This window comes from Geothrix sp. (genome assembly GCF_030219325.1).
Taxonomy (GTDB): Bacteria; Acidobacteriota; Holophagae; order Holophagales; family Holophagaceae; genus Geothrix.
The window spans coordinates 2,792,680-2,807,134 of the sequence record NZ_CP126625.1 but is presented as its reverse complement, the minus strand read 5'-3'; the positions used below and the strand labels follow the sequence as shown (position 1 = coordinate 2,807,134).

Sequence of the window (14,455 nt, the reverse complement as noted above, 5' to 3'; positions counted from 1 at the left end):
CTTCACCAAAGTGGCCCTTCGCTCCTGCTTCGGGCTCACACGGCACCTCCTGTGCCTCGCCCTGCGGGCTTCGCCTGCGGCAAAGTGGCCCTTCGCTCCTGCTTCGGGCTCATCGGGTTCCGAATCGTCATGCGTCCAGTATCCAGGATGACTCAGAGGGCGGGTGTGCCCTTGGTCACCCTTGTCGGCCGGTCAGGCCTTGTTCTGCTCGGCGCGGCGGGCCTGCATCTCCTGGCGAAGCTCCTTGGCGCAGTCCGGGCAGACGCCATGGCTGAAGGTGGCCTCGGTGTGTTCGGAAATGTAGGTCTCCATCTGGTTCCAGTAGCCCTGGTCATCCCGGATCTTCTTGCAGTGGCCGCAGATGGGCAGCATGCCCTTGAGGTTCTTCACCTCGGCCAGGGCGTGGGTCAGGTCCTGGATCAGGTGGTCGCGTTCGGCCTGGGAGTCCATCTGCTTCCGCCAGGTGGTGCGGGCCATCCAGGCCAGGACCAGGGAGAGGGTCACCAGCCCCAGCACCGCCGAGCCCGAGAGCAGCGCCTCCCGGTACCAGGTCTGGAGATACTCCGACTCCGCAAGGCCGACCAGGATGTAGAAGGCCGGGTTCGTCATCTTCCGGAAGGTGTAGGTGCGCACCTGCCCATCCAGCACCGAGTGGGTGCTGAAGTGGCTGACCTGCCGTCCGGACTGGACGGCTGCCAGGTAGTCCCCGGAGATGCGCGGGTCGCCGATGATCTTGTCCTGATCCGGGGTGGCGGGGTACCTGGCCAGCAGATCGAGTTCCCCGCCCCGGAGGGAGATGGACCCGTGCCTCCCGATGTCCACCTGGGCCAGCTCCCGGGTCAGCTGCTCGAGGGTGACGGTGGCGAAGACGACGCCCCGGAACACGCCGGCCGGGTGTTCCATGCGGCGGGCCAGGGTGATGGCCCAGGCTCCGCCCGCCCCGTCCCGCGAGGGGTGGGAGATGAACAACCCCGTCTGGGGGGTCCGGCGGAGATGCTGGAAGAAGGGTTTGTGGGAGAGATCTTCGCGTGGATGGCCGTCGGTGTTGTCGGGCCGCTCCAGCCGCCCCTGGGCATCCGTGGTGCGCAGGGAATCCAGCAGGGCCACCCGGGAGAACTGGGACTGGAGGCGGGCTTCGATGCCGGCCGGATCCGGGGTGTGGTCGGTCCGCTCGGCCTCGTCCTTCACGGACATCAGCACCAGGTCGATCTGGCGGATGGAGGCCATCAGGTACTGCTCGAGCACCTGGGCCAGGTTGTCCGTGGTCTGTCCCGCGTGGTGCACGTACTGGCGCCGGCTGTTGGCCAGGGTCCAGCCCGCCAGGCCGATGACCAGCAGGTCGAAGAGGAGGACGGCGAGGATCAGCGAGCGCAGCTGGGACCCCGAGGTTCCCTTGATCTGTCGTGACGTTTCGGTCATCCGGGTTCCCTTGTGCAGCTTGGGTTCTGAGTAACCATCGACCGGATCCGGGCCTTGGGTGAATCCCAGTCAGAGCAGGCTGCGGCCATCCATGACGCCGGGCTGCTCCAGTCCGAAGAGCTTCAGGAGGGTGGGCGCCACATCGCTGAGGGCGCCGCCACTCCGGAGCTGCCGGGCCTCGAAGCCTTTGGCCACCAGCAGGGCAGGAACGGGGTTCAGGGTGTGGGCCGTGTGGGGGTTGCCATCTTCGGCCCGCATGCACTCGCAGTTGCCGTGGTCCGCCGTGATGAACAGGGCGCCGCCCATGGCCAGAGTGGCGTCGGCAATGCGTCCCACCGCGGCATCCACGGCTTCGCAGGCCACAACGGCTGCGGCGAGGTCGCCCGTGTGGCCGATCATGTCGGGATTGGCCAGGTTGCACACCAGCAGGCGGTAGGTGCCGGTGCGGATGGCCGTTTCCAGGCCCTGACTCACGTCCGCCAGGCTCATCTCGGGCTGCAGGTCGTAGGTGGCCACCTTGGGGGATGGCACCAGGCGCCGCTCTTCGCCCTCGAAGGGCTCTTCCCGGCCTCCGTTGAAGAAGTAGGTGACGTGCGCGTACTTCTCCGTCTCGGCGGTGCGGAACTGCTTCCAGCCCTGGGTGCTGATGAGCTCGCCCAGGATGAGATCCAGGCTCTGGGGCGGGTAGGCCACGGACACGAAGGGCTCCAGCTCCACGTCGTAGGCCGTGAAGGTGACCAGCTTCACCGCGGGGCGGCGCTTCGGCGCGAATCCGGCGAAGGCCGGATGCACGAGGGCGTGGCACAGCTGCCGGGCCCGGTCCGCCCGGAAGTTGAAGAAGAGGACCCCATCGCCATCGGCGAAGGGGTGGAAGGCGTCCAGGCGGGTGGGGGCGATGAACTCATCGGTCTCCCCGCGGCCGTAGGCGGCGGTGATGGCCGCCAGGGCATCCGGTGACTGCTGGGGCGCCTCACCGTCCACGTAGAGTTTCCAGGCCTGCTCGGTGCGCTCCCAGCGCTTGTCGCGGTCCATGGCCGTGTAGCGGCCGCAGACCGAGCCGATGGTCACCAGGGGCGTGTTCCGCAGCTGGAACTGGAGCCACTGGAGGAAGCCGTCGGCGCTCTTCTGGCCCGTATCGCGACCATCGGTGATGGCGTGGATGGTGGTGGGCACGCCCTCGGCCTGGGCCCACTGGGCCAGGGCCACCAGGTGGTTCTGGTGGCTGTGGACGCCACCATCGCTCACCAGGCCGAGCAGGTGCAGCCGTTTCCCCGAGGCCTTCAGGCCGGCCAGCAGGGCGCCGATGGCGGCATTCTCGCGGAAGCCGCCCCGCCGGATGGCGGCGTCGATGCGGGTGAGCTCCTGCCACACGACCCGGCCTGCGCCCAGGTTCATGTGGCCCACCTCGGAGTTGCCGAACTGGCCCTCAGGCAGGCCCACGGCCTCGCCACTGGTCTGCAGCTGGGTGGCGGCGTAGGTCTTCCGTAGGGCGTTGAAGCGGGGCATGGCGGCCATGAAGGTCGCGTCGAAGGCATTGCGGGGGCCGTCGCCGAAGCCGTCGAGGATGAGGAGGGTGACTGGGCCTTGGATCATGGATGCATTCATCCCTTCTTCGCCGTGCGCTGCCGGGCCTTCAAGCCCTTGGGCAGGTCCTCCGGCACGAAGCCGATGCGGTGCTCGGCATGGGTCTCCTCCCCCTCGCCCTGGAGGGACTTGAGGACGAGGTCGAGCTTCTGCTCCAGGGCGGAGACCCGCGCGGACAGTTCGGCCTGGGAGGTGAGCACGTGCCGGGCCTCCGCGAAGGCGGGCAGCAGGGCCAGTAGGGTGGGTTCCTTCCCGGGCAGCAGGCCGGTCAGCAGGGCGGCGCCGGCCTCCGTGAAGGCCAGCACCGGGCCATCCGGGATCTTCTGCCGCTCCTCGGCCGTGAGGGCGAAGACCAGGGACTCGTGGAACCGCTCCGGATGGGACTGCACGAGGCCTGCCAGGGCCTTGGCGTCCAGACCCAACTGGTCGGCCAGGGCCCGGTCCGGCAGGGCGGCGGTGTCGCGGAGCCAGAGCAGGCGGGACAGGACTTCGACGGGGGCGCTCACGGCTACCTCTTCGGGCGGAAGCCGATGGGCTTCTTGACTGGGGTGGGAGGTGTCATCAGATCGCGGATGGCTTCGAAGACCACCCGGAACTGGCCGTCGTATTTGCGTTCCAGGGCATCCATCTTGCGAGCCAGGTCCGAGTGGGCGGCCAGCATCCCCCGAAGTTGGGTGAAGGCCCGCATGACGGGGCCCCATCCGCGAACACCCGAAGGGTAGGAGCGGGAGGACAGTGCATTCGCACTGTCCGATCTGGGGGTAGTCCCCGAGATATTGACTTGAATGGCGCGCTCACTGTTGAGAACGCTGGAAAGCATGGCCACTCCCAGTTCTGTGAAGGCGTACGGGACCGAGCGGCGGCCACCCCATGAACTTGAGATCACAGATTGTGATTTCAAGTCGCTCCATTCTCGGTCCGTGAGCTGGAACATGAAATCGTCAGGAAACCGCTCAAGGTTCCGCTTCACGGCCTGGACGAGGGCCCGGCTCTCGACCTCATACAGGGCCGCCAGATCGGCATCGAAAAGAACCCGTTCGCCCCGCAGGACATGGATGGAATGGAGGATCCGCTCCGCCGGGACAGCCATTACGGCACCTGTTCCCCATGCGGATGGGACAACAGGTAGAGCACGGCCATGCGGACCGGCACGCCGTTGGTGACCTGATCGAGGATGAGGTTGTTGGGGCCGTCGGCCACGTCGCTGGTGATCTCCAGGCCGCGGTTGATGGGGCCTGGGTGCAGCACCACCACGTCCTTCTTCGCGCGCTTCATGCGGGCGGGATTGAGCTGGTAGAACCGGCTGTACTCGCCCTGGCCGGGGATGTAGGCGCCGGTGCCCCGCTCGAACTGGGCCCGCAACATCATGATGGCGTCCTGATCCGGGATCACCGCGTCGAAGTCATGGCAGATCTCGATGGAAGGCCAGGTGGCCTTCATCTCCTGGGGGACCAGCGTCGGGGGCCCCACCAGGGTGACCTTGGCGCCCATGCGGGTCAGCAGCCAGAGGTTGGAGCGCACCACTCGGCTGTTGCGGATGTCGCCCACGATGGCGACCCGCAGGCCTTCCAGCTTCCCGAAGTGCTTGCGCAGGGTATAGGCGTCCAGCAGGGCCTGGGTGGGGTGCTCGTGGGCGCCATCGCCGGCGTTCACGATGCTGGCCTTCATGTGCCGGGACAGCAGGGCGTGGGCCCCGGGGGCGCTGTGCCGCATGACGATGAGGTCCGGGTGCATGGCCTCCAGGTTCATGGCCGTGTCGACCAGGGTCTCGCCCTTGTTCAGGCTGCTGGTGTCGGCGTCGAAGTTGATGATCTCGGCGGAGAGGCGCTTCTCGGCGATCTCGAAGCTGTTGCGGGTGCGGGTGCTGTTCTCGAAGAACAGGTTCACCACCAGCTTCTTGCGCAGGGCGGGGACGATCTTGATGGCGGGGCGCTCACAGACCTCCTCGAAGGCTTGGGCCTGGTCGAGCAGGGCGGTGATGTCCCGGGGACTGAGGGGCTCGATGCCCAGCAGGTGCTTGTGGGGGAAGACATAGCGCTCGGAGGTCATCAGCAGGCCTCCACGGTCACGCCGTCTTCGCCGTCGATCTCCTTCACCCGGACCGCCACCCGGTGGCCCGGGGGGACCTCGACCCGCAGGCAGGCCAGGTCGGCCTGGATGGGCAGCTCGCGGCCGCTGCGGTCGGCCATGACCAGGAGCATGACCCGGCGGGGGCGCCCGTGGTCCAGCAGGGCGTCCAGGGCGGCCCGGACGGTCCGGCCCGTGTAGAGGACGTCGTCCACCAGGACGACGGTGCGCTCCTTGAGGGTGAAAGGGATCTCCGTCGGGCGGACGATGGGGCTGCCCACCATCTCGGTCAGGTCGTCCCGGTAGAGGGTGATGTCCAGGGAGCCCACCGGCACCTGGGCTCCGGTGGTGGCCCGCAGGAGGCTGGCCAGCCGCTCGGCGAGGGGGAGCCCCCGGGAACGGATGCCCAGGAGGACGACCTCCTCGTCCGGGCCCACCCGGGCCATCAGGTCCGCCGCCAGACGCCGGAGCGCGGCTTCCATCTGGCCGGGGTCCATGGGGCAGGGGCCTGGGGCAGCGGGCATGGAACCTCCGGGGTGCGCCCCCTCGGGGCGCGCGCACGGTTTCAAGTCTATCCCAGCCCGGTCCGCCTCCGGGCCGTTCGGGGCAGCTTTTGCAGGATTCAAGTCTGAATCCCCCCCCTCCGATGCCCCATGTGAGGACGCCCATGAGCAAGGAACGCCGACAGTACCAACGGATTCCCCTGGAAGCCACCCTGAGTTTCCAGGAGTTGAGCTTCCACAAGGGGGACGTGCCGGCCACGAGCAGCTACAAGGATGTGTCGGGTGGCGGGCTCCTGGTGGATTCCCCCCGGGCCTACCCCCTGGGCACTCTGCTCAAGCTGGAACTCCGCGTTCCGGGCTGGGGCCGCTACCAGAACCACTTCGGCCCCGTCCAGGACGCTGAGGTCCGGCCTCTGGTCGCCCTCGGCATGGTCGTCCGCGTCGAACAGATGGACCCCGGAGGCTATGAGCTGGGCGTCAAGTTCCAGAACGTCTACCCCGATGACCTTGAAGCCCTCGTGAAGTTCCTGGAGGCCTCCGCGCCTCCCCCCTCCCTCTGACCCCAGTCACACCACTCATTCCAGGAGGCCCCCGTGAAGATCCTCATCGTGGACGATTCCTCGACGATGCGGCGCATCATCATCAACACCCTGTCCCGCATCGGCTACACCGACGTGGTCGAGGGTGAGAACGGCAAGAGCGGGCTCGAGAAGCTCGGCCAGGGCGGGGTGGAAATGATCATCACCGACTGGAACATGCCGGAGATGGATGGCCTCGAATTCGTGAAGACCGTCCGTGGCCAGAACGCGGCCATCCCGATCCTCATGGTGACGACCAACGCCGCCAAGGAGGACATCGTCGAGGCCCTGCAGGCCGGCGTGAACAACTACGTGGTGAAGCCGTTCACCCCGGAGACCCTCAAGGAAAAGATCGAGTCCCTCCTCGGGTAGGGAGCAGGCCATGGACCAGTCCGAAATCGACGCCCTCCTCGCCGGAGGCGGAAAACCCCCCAAGAAGCCCAAGGCGGCCGCCAAGGCCCCCGTCGCGGAGCCTGTCCCGGCGCCGCCCGCCGCCTCTGTGCACGCCGAGCCCCACAAGGACGGCAGCGGCCACGTGATCTCCGAGCTGGATACGGTCACCTCGGTCACCGAGCGCGAATCCAACAAGGTCATGGATCAGCTGGACCAGATCAGCCAGCTCGTCGCCCGCCAGCAGCAGCTCGTCACCGACATGATGCGCCATGAGGGGGCCCAGTCGCAGGGCGTCCAGAAGGCCATCCACGAGGTCATGAGCGCCAGCAAGGAGATTCAGGACAAGGTCTTCGAGGCCATGGACCTGATGCAGTTCCAGGACATCACCCGGCAGAAGCTGGAGCGCATCGTCCACCACCTGCGCCAGATCCATGACTACATCATCGACCTGCTCGGCACGGGCCTGAAGAGTGACGTGGAACGGCCTTCGATCAGCCACACCATCGCCCAGACCGGCACCACGCCCGACGAAAACAAGGCCCACGCGGATGCGGTGATCGAGGCCTTCAAGTCTCAGAAAAAGGGGTAAGCCATGGCCGCCCAGTCCACCCAGGCCCTCCTCGCCACGGAGCTGGTGCCATCGGGCCAGCTGGTGACCTTCACCCTGGATGGGGTGGAGTTCGGGCTGGACATCGACCGGGTGCAGGAGATCACCCACCGCACCGACGTCACGCCGGTGCCGGGCAGCCCCAGCTTCATCCTCGGCGTCATCAACCTGCGCGGCCTCATCATCCCCGTCATCGACAGCCGCAACCGCTTCCACCTGGCCCCCCAGGAGCCCACCTCGAAGACCCGCATCATCGTGCTGCGCCTGGCCAGCGGCCCCACCGGGCTGCAGGTCGATTCCGTGGCGGAGGTGGTGCGCCTGGAGGATCACGCCATCCGCGAAACGCCCCCCCTGGTGGCGGGCATCCGCGCGGAGTACCTGGCCGGCATGGTCACGGTGGGCAGCCGCCTGATCACCCTGATCCACCTCGAGAAGCTCCTGGAGAGCTCGGAGCTCACCCGGCGGGCGGACTTCGATGACCTCGGCATGGCCGGTACCTTCACGGGGGCCGGGGACGAAGCCGGGGAGACCATCGAAGAGGATGGCCGTCCCTTCGTCACCTTCCGCCTGGGGTCCGAATCCTTCGGCATCGCCCTCCACGACGTCGAGGAGATCGTCGAATTGCCACCCGTCACCAAGGTGCCCGATGCGCCGGACTACGTGCTGGGGGTGATCTGCCTCCGGGACCAGGTCATGCCCCTCGTGGACCTGTCCGAGATCCTCTCCATCCAGCAGGGCGCCATGGAGCGCAAGCGGGACATGGTGGTGCTGCTCTCCTTCGGGGCCGCGAAGATCGGCGTCGTGGTCGATGAGATCCAGGAGATCCTCCGCGTGCAGGATGAGCAGGTCCTGCCCCCGCCCCAGACCCTGTCCGAGGCCGAGCGCGAGCATCTGGAAGGCATCCTCCTGCTGCCGGGCCGGATGGTGAGCCTCATCAACGTGCTGAAGATCATCACGGGCGACGACCAGGAGAAGATCGCGGCCATGGGCCAGGGGCTCGGGCTCTCCGACACGCGCGTGCAGGAGACGGTGCCCAACCTGGAGCTGGTGGTCTTCCGCCTCGGCCCCGAAAGCTACGGTCTCCGTCTCCACGAGGTCCGCGAGATCATCATGGTCGGCCAGATCACCCCCGTGCCGCGCGCCCCCCATTTCGTGGATGGCGTGCTGAACCTCCGCGGAGAGGTGATGCCCGTGGTGGACCTGCGCACCCGGTTCGGCCTGGACCGCATCGAGGCGACGACCATCTCCCGCATCCTCATCACCAGCATCGGGGGCGTGTTCACGGGGCTGGTGGTGGACGCGGTGGACGAAGTCCGGCCCGTGGATCTGCACCGCTTCGGACCTCCGCCCGCCGTCACGGCCGTGGGTGCCAACCGCTACATCGAGAAGGTGGCGCGTCTGGACAACAGCATGATCTTCCTGCTCGAGCTTCAGCAGCTATTGACCGATGCGGAGACCGAGCAGCTTCAGGGCCTCCAGGGGCGCCGCAACAGGACGGGTGAGCCATGAGCGATTTCGCCCTCGACGATCCCAGCTTCTATGAGGACTTCCTCGTTGAGGCGCAGGAGCACTTCGAGCAGATCGAGACCAACTTCCTGGCCCTCGAGGAAGCGCCGGGCGATCTCGACCTGCTGAACGCCATCTTCCGCAGCGTCCACACCATCAAGGGCGCCGCGGGCTTCCTGGGCCTCCAGAAGGTCCAGGCCGTGGCCCACATCGGCGAGAACGTGCTGGACGACCTCCGCAAGTCCCGGATGGAACTCAGCGACCTGGTCATGGAGCTGCTTTTCGAGACCGTGGACATGCTCAAGGTGCTGGTCGAGGACGTGCGCGTCCAGGTGAGGAAGCAGGGCGAGGCCGAAGATCCGGATCCCACCGACCTGATCCGCAGGCTCGAATCCCTGAAGACGGGTGGCGCCCCCGCGGCGGCCGCCAAGACCGCGGCGCCCAAGGGCGACCTCCACCTTCCTCCGAGCCTTGCCGGCGTGGATGCCGCGGGCAGGAAGACGGCCGCCGCCGCCCTCGCGGAAGGAAAGACTGTTCTGGGAATCCATGTCGAGCTGGCGGGCGCGATCTACGGCACCGCCTTCAACCCCTTCTCCATGTTCCAGATGGTGGAGCTGGTGGGACGGCTGCTGCACCGGCAGATGGTGCCCCGGCAGCCCCTGGTGGACCTGGAGTCCTTCGATTCCCGCGCCTTCCACCTGGACATGGTGCTGCTCATCGAAGCCACCGAGCCCATCGAGGAGGTCCGCAAGGTGTTCGGGGCGGTGACGAACGCCACGATCACGTTCCACCCGCTGAGTCTCGGGGGTGGGCCTGAAGCCGAGGCGGCCGCCGAAGAGGGCGTCCCCGTCGCCGAGGACCGCCGCAAATCAGGCCGCCGCAACTCCGACGACAAGGGCACCTCCGATACCATCCGGGTGAGCCAGGCCAAGCTCGAGCAGTTCATGAACATCGTGGCCGAGCTGATCATCAGCAAGACCATGATCAGCCACCTGGTCGAACGGCTCGTGCCGCAGGTCAACGGGCACCCCGCCTCGGCCGTGGCGAAGGAACTGGCCCACGCCTCTGTGTACCTCGACCACGTCAGCAAGGAGATCCAGGCCTCGGTGCTGGGCATCCGCATGGTCCCCGTGAAGACCATCTTCTCCAAGTTCCCGCGCATGCTGCGGGACCTGGCGAAGGCCAGCGGGAAGAAGATTGACCTCCAGATGGTCGGCGAGGACACCGAGATCGACAAGAGCATCATCGAGGAGCTCGGCGACCCGATGATCCACCTCATCCGCAACAGCGCCGACCATGGCATCGAGACGCCCGAGGCGCGGGTGAAATCGGGCAAGTCCGAGATGGGCACCGTGATCCTGCGGGCCCGCCACGAGGGCGACAGCGTGGTCGTGGAGATCGAGGACGACGGCAAGGGCATCGATCCAAAGGTCATCCGGGCCAAGGCCGTGGAAAAGGGCCTGATGACCCAGGACCGCGCCGATGCCATGCCCGACGAGGAAGTGATCGAACTGATCTTCGCGCCAGGGTTCAGCACGGCGGCCAAGGTGACGGACATATCCGGGCGCGGCGTGGGCATGGACGTGGTGCGTTCGAACGTCCGCAAGCTCAACGGCCGCGTCGGCGTGCGCTCCACGGTGGGCAAGGGCTCGGTGTTCACCATCAAGCTGCCGCTGACCCTGGCCATCATCGACGCCCTGCTGGTGAAGAGCGGCAACCAGGTCTTTGCGCTCCCCGGCACCGCCGTGGAGGAGACCCTCATCGTCCCGCCGGAGAGCGTGTCCCACCTCACGAGCCGGCAGGCCATCAACCTGCGTGGAGAGGTGCTCGGCGTGTGCCGGTTGAAGCACCTGCTGAAGTCCGCCTCGCCGGACAGCGCCGACGAGTCGGATGGCCTCTCCGTGGTGGTGGTCTCCGCGGCCGGGCGGAGGATGGGCATCATCGTGGATACCTTCGTCCGCCGCCAGGAAGTGGTCATCAAGCCCCTGGCGCCCTACCTCGCCAGCCTGCCCGGCATCAGCGGCGCCTCCATCATGGGCGACGGCGGGGTGGTGCTGATCCTGGATCCCGCCGAGCTGCTGCAGCTCGCCGTCCAGGAGGCCGTGTGAACCTCGGCTCCGCTCCAGCGCCCCAGGCCCGCGCCCAGGGCCGGGAGGGCATCCAGCACCGGTTCATGACCTTCTTCCTCAACGACCGGGCCTACGGCCTGCCCCTAGAGCACGTGGCCGAGATCACGCCCTTCCGGGAATTGAACAAGCTGCCGCACATGCCCCGCTCCGTGGAGGGCATCCTGGATCTCCGGGGCCGCGTGGTCCCGGTGGTGAACCTGCGGCTGCGCATGTCCCTGCCGCCCCTGGATCCCTCGAGGACCGGAACCATTCTGGTCCTGGACCTGGCCGGAACCGCCACGGGCCTGCTGGTGGATGCAGTCGATGCCGTGGTGAGCATTCCCGACTCGGACCTGGTTCCGGCCAGCCCCCTGCTGGCGGGGCTGGATGGCGCCTGGGTCGAGGGTTTCATCGTCCAGGGGGAGCGGGTGGTGACCCTGCTGGATGCGGCCCTGATCGCCAACCATGGCGTAGGCCGTACCCAGGGCAAGGAAGTGCTGGCCACCCTCAGTCTGGAAGAGCGGCTCGATGACGGTCTGAGGCGCCTCATCGAGATGGCGCCCCCCAAGGAACAGGGCGAGCACCGGGTCATGCCCCAGATCGAGTCCTCCATCTCCTACACCGAGCAGGAGATGGCCAAGGTGCTCGAGCGGGTGGAGACGATGCTGTCCAGCACCGACCGGGTCTTCCAGGGCCTCGGCTACCTGAAACAGGAGGCCGGGCTGGGGAAGCTCAAGGGCCACGAGCGGGACATCGCGGAACTGGAGCGGCTGAACCAGGAGATGCAGGACATGGTCTTCGCGCTCATCCAGCAGATGCAGTTCCAGGACATCGCCCGGCAGAAGCTGGAGCGGGTCATGTCGCATCTCAAGGGGATGCAGGTGGCCATCTCCGGGAAGTTCCGAACCACAAAGTAGGGCGGGACTGGCCACTTCCCGTGAAAAGAAGAACCGCGAATGGCGCGAATCGCCCTTCGGGTGCGCGAATGAAAGCATTGAGGGAGGGCCCTTCGGGATACCCCGCACCTGTTTGTTTCATTTCGCGTCCATTCGCGCCATTCGCGGTTCCAGGCTTTTCCGGGCAGAACCCCCGTTTCATCCCTGCGCTGGAGCCTCAGCCCTTCCCCGGGCACAATGGGGGATTAGGCCCAGGAGCCCCCGTGAGCAGCCAGCCCTTCACCGAAGTCCGATTCCTCGCCGGCCAGGTCGGCGAGACCGTCCGGCTGCGGGGTTGGGTCCGCAATGCCCGCACCAGCAAGACCCGCTTCATCGAGCTGCGGGACGGTTCCGGCTTCGTCCAGTGCGTGGTGGGCGCCGCCGAGGCGGATCCCGAGAGCTACGAGCTGGCGGGGAAGCTCACCCAGGAAGCGGCCATCACGGTGACCGGCCTGGTGCAGCAGCACCCCAAGACCGGCCAGCCGGAGCTGCTGGTGAAGTCGCTCGAACTCATCGGCGGCAGCCAGGACTTCCCCATCACCCCCAAGGAGCACGGCACCGAGTTCCTCATGGAGAACCGCCACCTCTGGCTGCGCAGCCGCCGCCAGTGGGCCATCCTCCGCATCCGCCACACGCTGGTGAAGGGCATCCGCGACTTCTTCGACAGCGACGGCTTCACCCTGCTGGACGCGCCCATCCTCACGCCCAGCGCCTGCGAGGGCACCAGCACGCTGTTCGGCACCGAGTACTTCCACGAGGGCATGGCCTTCCTCAGCCAGTCGGGCCAGCTCTACCAGGAGCCCGGCATCGCCGCCTTCGGCAAGACCTACTGCTTCGGCCCCACCTTCCGCGCCGAGAAGAGCAAGACCCGCCGCCACCTCACGGAGTTCTGGATGGTGGAGCCCGAAGTGGCCTTCGCCCACCTGGACGATGTGATGATCCTGGGCGAGCGCATGACCAAGTTCCTCATCCAGCGCGTCCTCGAAGGCCGCCAGGAGGAGCTGAAGATCCTCGAGCGCGACCAGGCGCCCCTGGAAACGGCACTGAACACCACCTTCGACCGCATGACCTACACCGAGGCCGTGGACAAGCTCAAGACCCTGGGCAGCGACATCCAGTGGGGCGAGGACTTCGGCAACGACGACGAGACCATCCTCATGAACGCCACGGACCGGCCCCTCTGGGTGCACCGCTTCCCGAAGGCGTTCAAGGCCTTCTACATGGAACCGGATCCCCTGGATGCCCGCCTGGCCCTGGGCGCGGACCTGCTGGCCCCCGAGGGCTACGGCGAGGTCATAGGCGGCGGCGAGCGCGCCAGCGACCTGCAGTACCTCCTGGACCAGATCAAGCACCACGAGCTCAACCGAGCCGACTACGAGTGGTACCTGGACGTCCGCAAGTACGGCAGCGTCCCCCACGCCGGCTTCGGCATGGGCTTGGAGCGCGCCGTGGCGTGGATCTGCAAGCTGCCGCATGTCCGCGAGACCATTCCGTACCCCCGCATGATGGGGACGCTCCGCCCCTAACACCGCATGAGGCCGAAGCAGGAGCGTAGGCCCACCGTGCCGCAGGCATGGCCCGAAGGGCGCGGCCCAGGAAGGGCCGCGTGAAGGGTACGCTCAGGCCATAGCCTTCGGCCACGACACCGCTCCCGCTGCGCCTGCGGCTTGCGATCGCGGGTGGCAGCCTCCGCAGGGCTTCGCCCTGCTCCGACTCGGGCCGGCGGGGCCCCGCGCCGCAGGCTGCCCCGCAGCCTGCTCTGCGACCCGCTTCGTCCCTCGCCGCATGTCCGCGAGACCATCCCGTACCCTCGCATGATGGGGACGCTCCGACCCTAACACCGCATGAGGCCGAAGCAGGAGGCCCACCGTGCCGAAGGAATGGCCGCGTGAAGGGGACGCTCAGGCCGTAGACAGGCTGGAGACCGGAGTCTGGAGGCTGGAGGTACTGCTTCCTGGTGCGGTGCTGTGCGCCGCGCCGATCCTGAATGTGGCCTCAACCCACTCGGGCCTCCGAGCCCAAAGGCAAACCAAAGACATGGCCGAAGGCCATCTCAAGAATCTGTGCCTCCAGTCTCCAGTCTCGCGGCCGAAGGCCGTGCCTCCAGCCTCTATAGCTGCATCACCACGCCCGGCAGCCTCTGGATCGCCTCCCGCAGGGGCGTCTCCGCCTTGTCGTCGGGCAGGGTGACCCAGAAGGTGTAGCTGATGAAGGCGCCCTTGCAGTTGGCGGAGTGCCGCTCGTCGCCTTCGGGCTGGGGCCCGAGATGGGCGAGGATGAGCTCCATGACCATGTCGGGGCGCAGCTCCTCCTGCCGCCCGATGATCTTCATGGGGACGCGGCAGGGGTAGGTGATCTCGGGCCGACGGCAGGCTTCTTCCATCCGGCCATTGTCGCCGTCTTTTCTCAAACGCTCAACGCGCAGCGTTGAGCGCAGGCCCTAACCGACCTCGATCTCCCGCAGGTCCTTCCCCGGCTTGAAGCGGATGCTCTTGCCCTTCGGGATCTGGACGCTGGCCCCGGTCTTGATGTTCCGGCCCATGCCGCGCTTGCGGGGGCGGGGTTCGAAGACGCCGAAGCCGCGGATCTCGATGCGATGCCCGTTGAGGAGGGCATCCTTCAGCCGCTCGGTCAGCAGGTCCACCACCTGGAGGGCGGTGGCGCGGGAGCAGGGATGAACCTTCATCAACGAATTGGCGATGTCGATCTTGATCATCTGCGACCTCGGGCCGTGTGGGGTGGGAGAGCCAGAATA

15 protein-coding genes are annotated in these 14,455 nt (G+C 67.2%); 7 read left to right on the top strand and 8 right to left on the bottom strand.

Features of this window, described 5'->3' with window-relative positions:
• Positions 1 to 192 precede the first annotated feature (192 nt).
• From QOZ81_RS12530 to pyrR, 6 genes are all read right to left on the bottom strand, one after another.
• The gene (locus QOZ81_RS12530) at positions 193 to 1,419 is read right to left on the bottom strand and encodes a hypothetical protein (RefSeq protein ID WP_291205901.1); all 1,227 of its coding nucleotides are present in this window, start codon (positions 1,417 to 1,419) and stop codon (positions 193 to 195) included.
• A gap of 69 nt (positions 1,420 to 1,488) precedes the next feature.
• On the bottom strand, positions 1,489 to 3,012 hold the full coding sequence (gpmI, locus tag QOZ81_RS12525; RefSeq protein WP_291205904.1) for a 2,3-bisphosphoglycerate-independent phosphoglycerate mutase: 1,524 nt from the start codon (positions 3,010 to 3,012) through the stop codon (positions 1,489 to 1,491).
• 8 nt (positions 3,013 to 3,020) lie between these two features.
• On the bottom strand, positions 3,021 to 3,509 hold the full coding sequence (locus QOZ81_RS12520) for a hypothetical protein (protein WP_291205907.1): 489 nt from the start codon (positions 3,507 to 3,509) through the stop codon (positions 3,021 to 3,023).
• Positions 3,510 to 3,511: 2 nt separating this feature from the next.
• Positions 3,512 to 4,093, bottom strand: a complete 582-nt coding sequence (locus QOZ81_RS12515; RefSeq protein ID WP_291205910.1) for an ORF6N domain-containing protein — start codon at positions 4,091 to 4,093, stop codon at positions 3,512 to 3,514.
• On the bottom strand, positions 4,093 to 5,052 hold the full coding sequence (locus QOZ81_RS12510) for an aspartate carbamoyltransferase catalytic subunit (protein WP_291205913.1): 960 nt from the start codon (positions 5,050 to 5,052) through the stop codon (positions 4,093 to 4,095). The genes QOZ81_RS12515 and QOZ81_RS12510 overlap by 1 nt, the downstream gene beginning before the upstream one ends.
• Positions 5,052 to 5,594, bottom strand: a complete 543-nt coding sequence (gene pyrR / locus QOZ81_RS12505) for a bifunctional pyr operon transcriptional regulator/uracil phosphoribosyltransferase PyrR (RefSeq protein ID WP_291205916.1) — start codon at positions 5,592 to 5,594, stop codon at positions 5,052 to 5,054. Before pyrR ends, QOZ81_RS12510 begins: the two co-directional genes overlap by 1 nt.
• 143 nt (positions 5,595 to 5,737) lie before the next feature.
• On the opposite strand from pyrR, the gene QOZ81_RS12500 reads away from it, so the two are divergent.
• The 7 genes from QOZ81_RS12500 to asnS all read left to right on the top strand — a co-directional run bounded on the left by QOZ81_RS12500 (position 5,738) and on the right by asnS (position 13,226).
• Complete coding sequence (locus QOZ81_RS12500) at positions 5,738 to 6,133, top strand: PilZ domain-containing protein (protein ID WP_291205919.1); 396 nt, start codon at positions 5,738 to 5,740, stop codon at positions 6,131 to 6,133.
• Positions 6,134 to 6,166: 33 nt separating this feature from the next.
• Positions 6,167 to 6,523 carry a response regulator gene (locus QOZ81_RS12495; protein WP_291205922.1) on the top strand — a complete coding sequence of 119 codons (357 nt, stop codon included), beginning with the start codon at positions 6,167 to 6,169 and terminating at the stop codon, positions 6,521 to 6,523.
• 10 nt (positions 6,524 to 6,533) lie between these two features.
• A complete protein-coding gene (locus QOZ81_RS12490) occupies positions 6,534 to 7,133 on the top strand; it encodes a hypothetical protein (RefSeq protein ID WP_291205925.1) in 600 nt (199 codons plus the stop codon).
• Positions 7,134 to 7,136: 3 nt separating this feature from the next.
• Positions 7,137 to 8,660: a chemotaxis protein CheW gene (locus tag QOZ81_RS12485; RefSeq protein WP_291205928.1), complete on the top strand. Its 1,524-nt coding sequence runs from the start codon at positions 7,137 to 7,139 to the stop codon at positions 8,658 to 8,660.
• A complete protein-coding gene (locus tag QOZ81_RS12480) occupies positions 8,657 to 10,765 on the top strand; it encodes a chemotaxis protein CheA (RefSeq protein ID WP_291205931.1) in 2,109 nt (702 codons plus the stop codon). The genes QOZ81_RS12485 and QOZ81_RS12480 overlap by 4 nt, the downstream gene beginning before the upstream one ends.
• Positions 10,762 to 11,682, top strand: a complete 921-nt coding sequence (locus QOZ81_RS12475) for a chemotaxis protein CheW (RefSeq protein ID WP_291205933.1) — start codon at positions 10,762 to 10,764, stop codon at positions 11,680 to 11,682. Before QOZ81_RS12480 ends, QOZ81_RS12475 begins: the two co-directional genes overlap by 4 nt.
• A 242-nt stretch (positions 11,683 to 11,924) precedes the next feature.
• Complete coding sequence (gene asnS, locus QOZ81_RS12470; protein WP_291205936.1) at positions 11,925 to 13,226, top strand: asparagine--tRNA ligase; 1,302 nt, start codon at positions 11,925 to 11,927, stop codon at positions 13,224 to 13,226.
• Between the two features lie 584 nt (positions 13,227 to 13,810).
• Here the strand turns inward: asnS and QOZ81_RS12465 are convergent.
• Positions 13,811 to 14,083 carry a DUF493 family protein gene (locus tag QOZ81_RS12465; protein WP_291205939.1) on the bottom strand — a complete coding sequence of 91 codons (273 nt, stop codon included), beginning with the start codon at positions 14,081 to 14,083 and terminating at the stop codon, positions 13,811 to 13,813.
• Positions 14,084 to 14,140: 57 nt separating this feature from the next.
• Positions 14,141 to 14,416, bottom strand: coding sequence for an HU family DNA-binding protein (locus QOZ81_RS12460; protein ID WP_243286548.1), 276 nt, complete (start codon positions 14,414 to 14,416; stop codon positions 14,141 to 14,143).
• Positions 14,417 to 14,455 lie beyond the last annotated feature (39 nt).

Excerpts from the sequence above, each read along its gene's own strand:
- QOZ81_RS12530 (WP_291205901.1), bottom strand. The coding sequence starts at position 1,419 with ATGACCGAAACGTCACGACAGATCAAGGGAACCTCGGGGTCCCAGCTG.
- gpmI (WP_291205904.1), bottom strand. The coding sequence starts at position 3,012 with ATGATCCAAGGCCCAGTCACCCTCCTCATCCTCGACGGCTTCGGCGAC.
- QOZ81_RS12515 (WP_291205910.1), bottom strand. The coding sequence starts at position 4,093 with ATGGCTGTCCCGGCGGAGCGGATCCTCCATTCCATCCATGTCCTGCGG.
- QOZ81_RS12510 (WP_291205913.1), bottom strand. The coding sequence starts at position 5,052 with ATGACCTCCGAGCGCTATGTCTTCCCCCACAAGCACCTGCTGGGCATC.
- pyrR (WP_291205916.1), bottom strand. The coding sequence starts at position 5,594 with ATGCCCGCTGCCCCAGGCCCCTGCCCCATGGACCCCGGCCAGATGGAA.
- QOZ81_RS12500 (WP_291205919.1), top strand. The coding sequence starts at position 5,738 with ATGAGCAAGGAACGCCGACAGTACCAACGGATTCCCCTGGAAGCCACC.
- QOZ81_RS12490 (WP_291205925.1), top strand. The coding sequence starts at position 6,534 with ATGGACCAGTCCGAAATCGACGCCCTCCTCGCCGGAGGCGGAAAACCC.
- QOZ81_RS12485 (WP_291205928.1), top strand. The coding sequence starts at position 7,137 with ATGGCCGCCCAGTCCACCCAGGCCCTCCTCGCCACGGAGCTGGTGCCA.
- QOZ81_RS12480 (WP_291205931.1), top strand. The coding sequence starts at position 8,657 with ATGAGCGATTTCGCCCTCGACGATCCCAGCTTCTATGAGGACTTCCTC.
- QOZ81_RS12465 (WP_291205939.1), bottom strand. The coding sequence starts at position 14,083 with ATGGAAGAAGCCTGCCGTCGGCCCGAGATCACCTACCCCTGCCGCGTC.
- QOZ81_RS12460 (WP_243286548.1), bottom strand. The coding sequence starts at position 14,416 with ATGATCAAGATCGACATCGCCAATTCGTTGATGAAGGTTCATCCCTGC.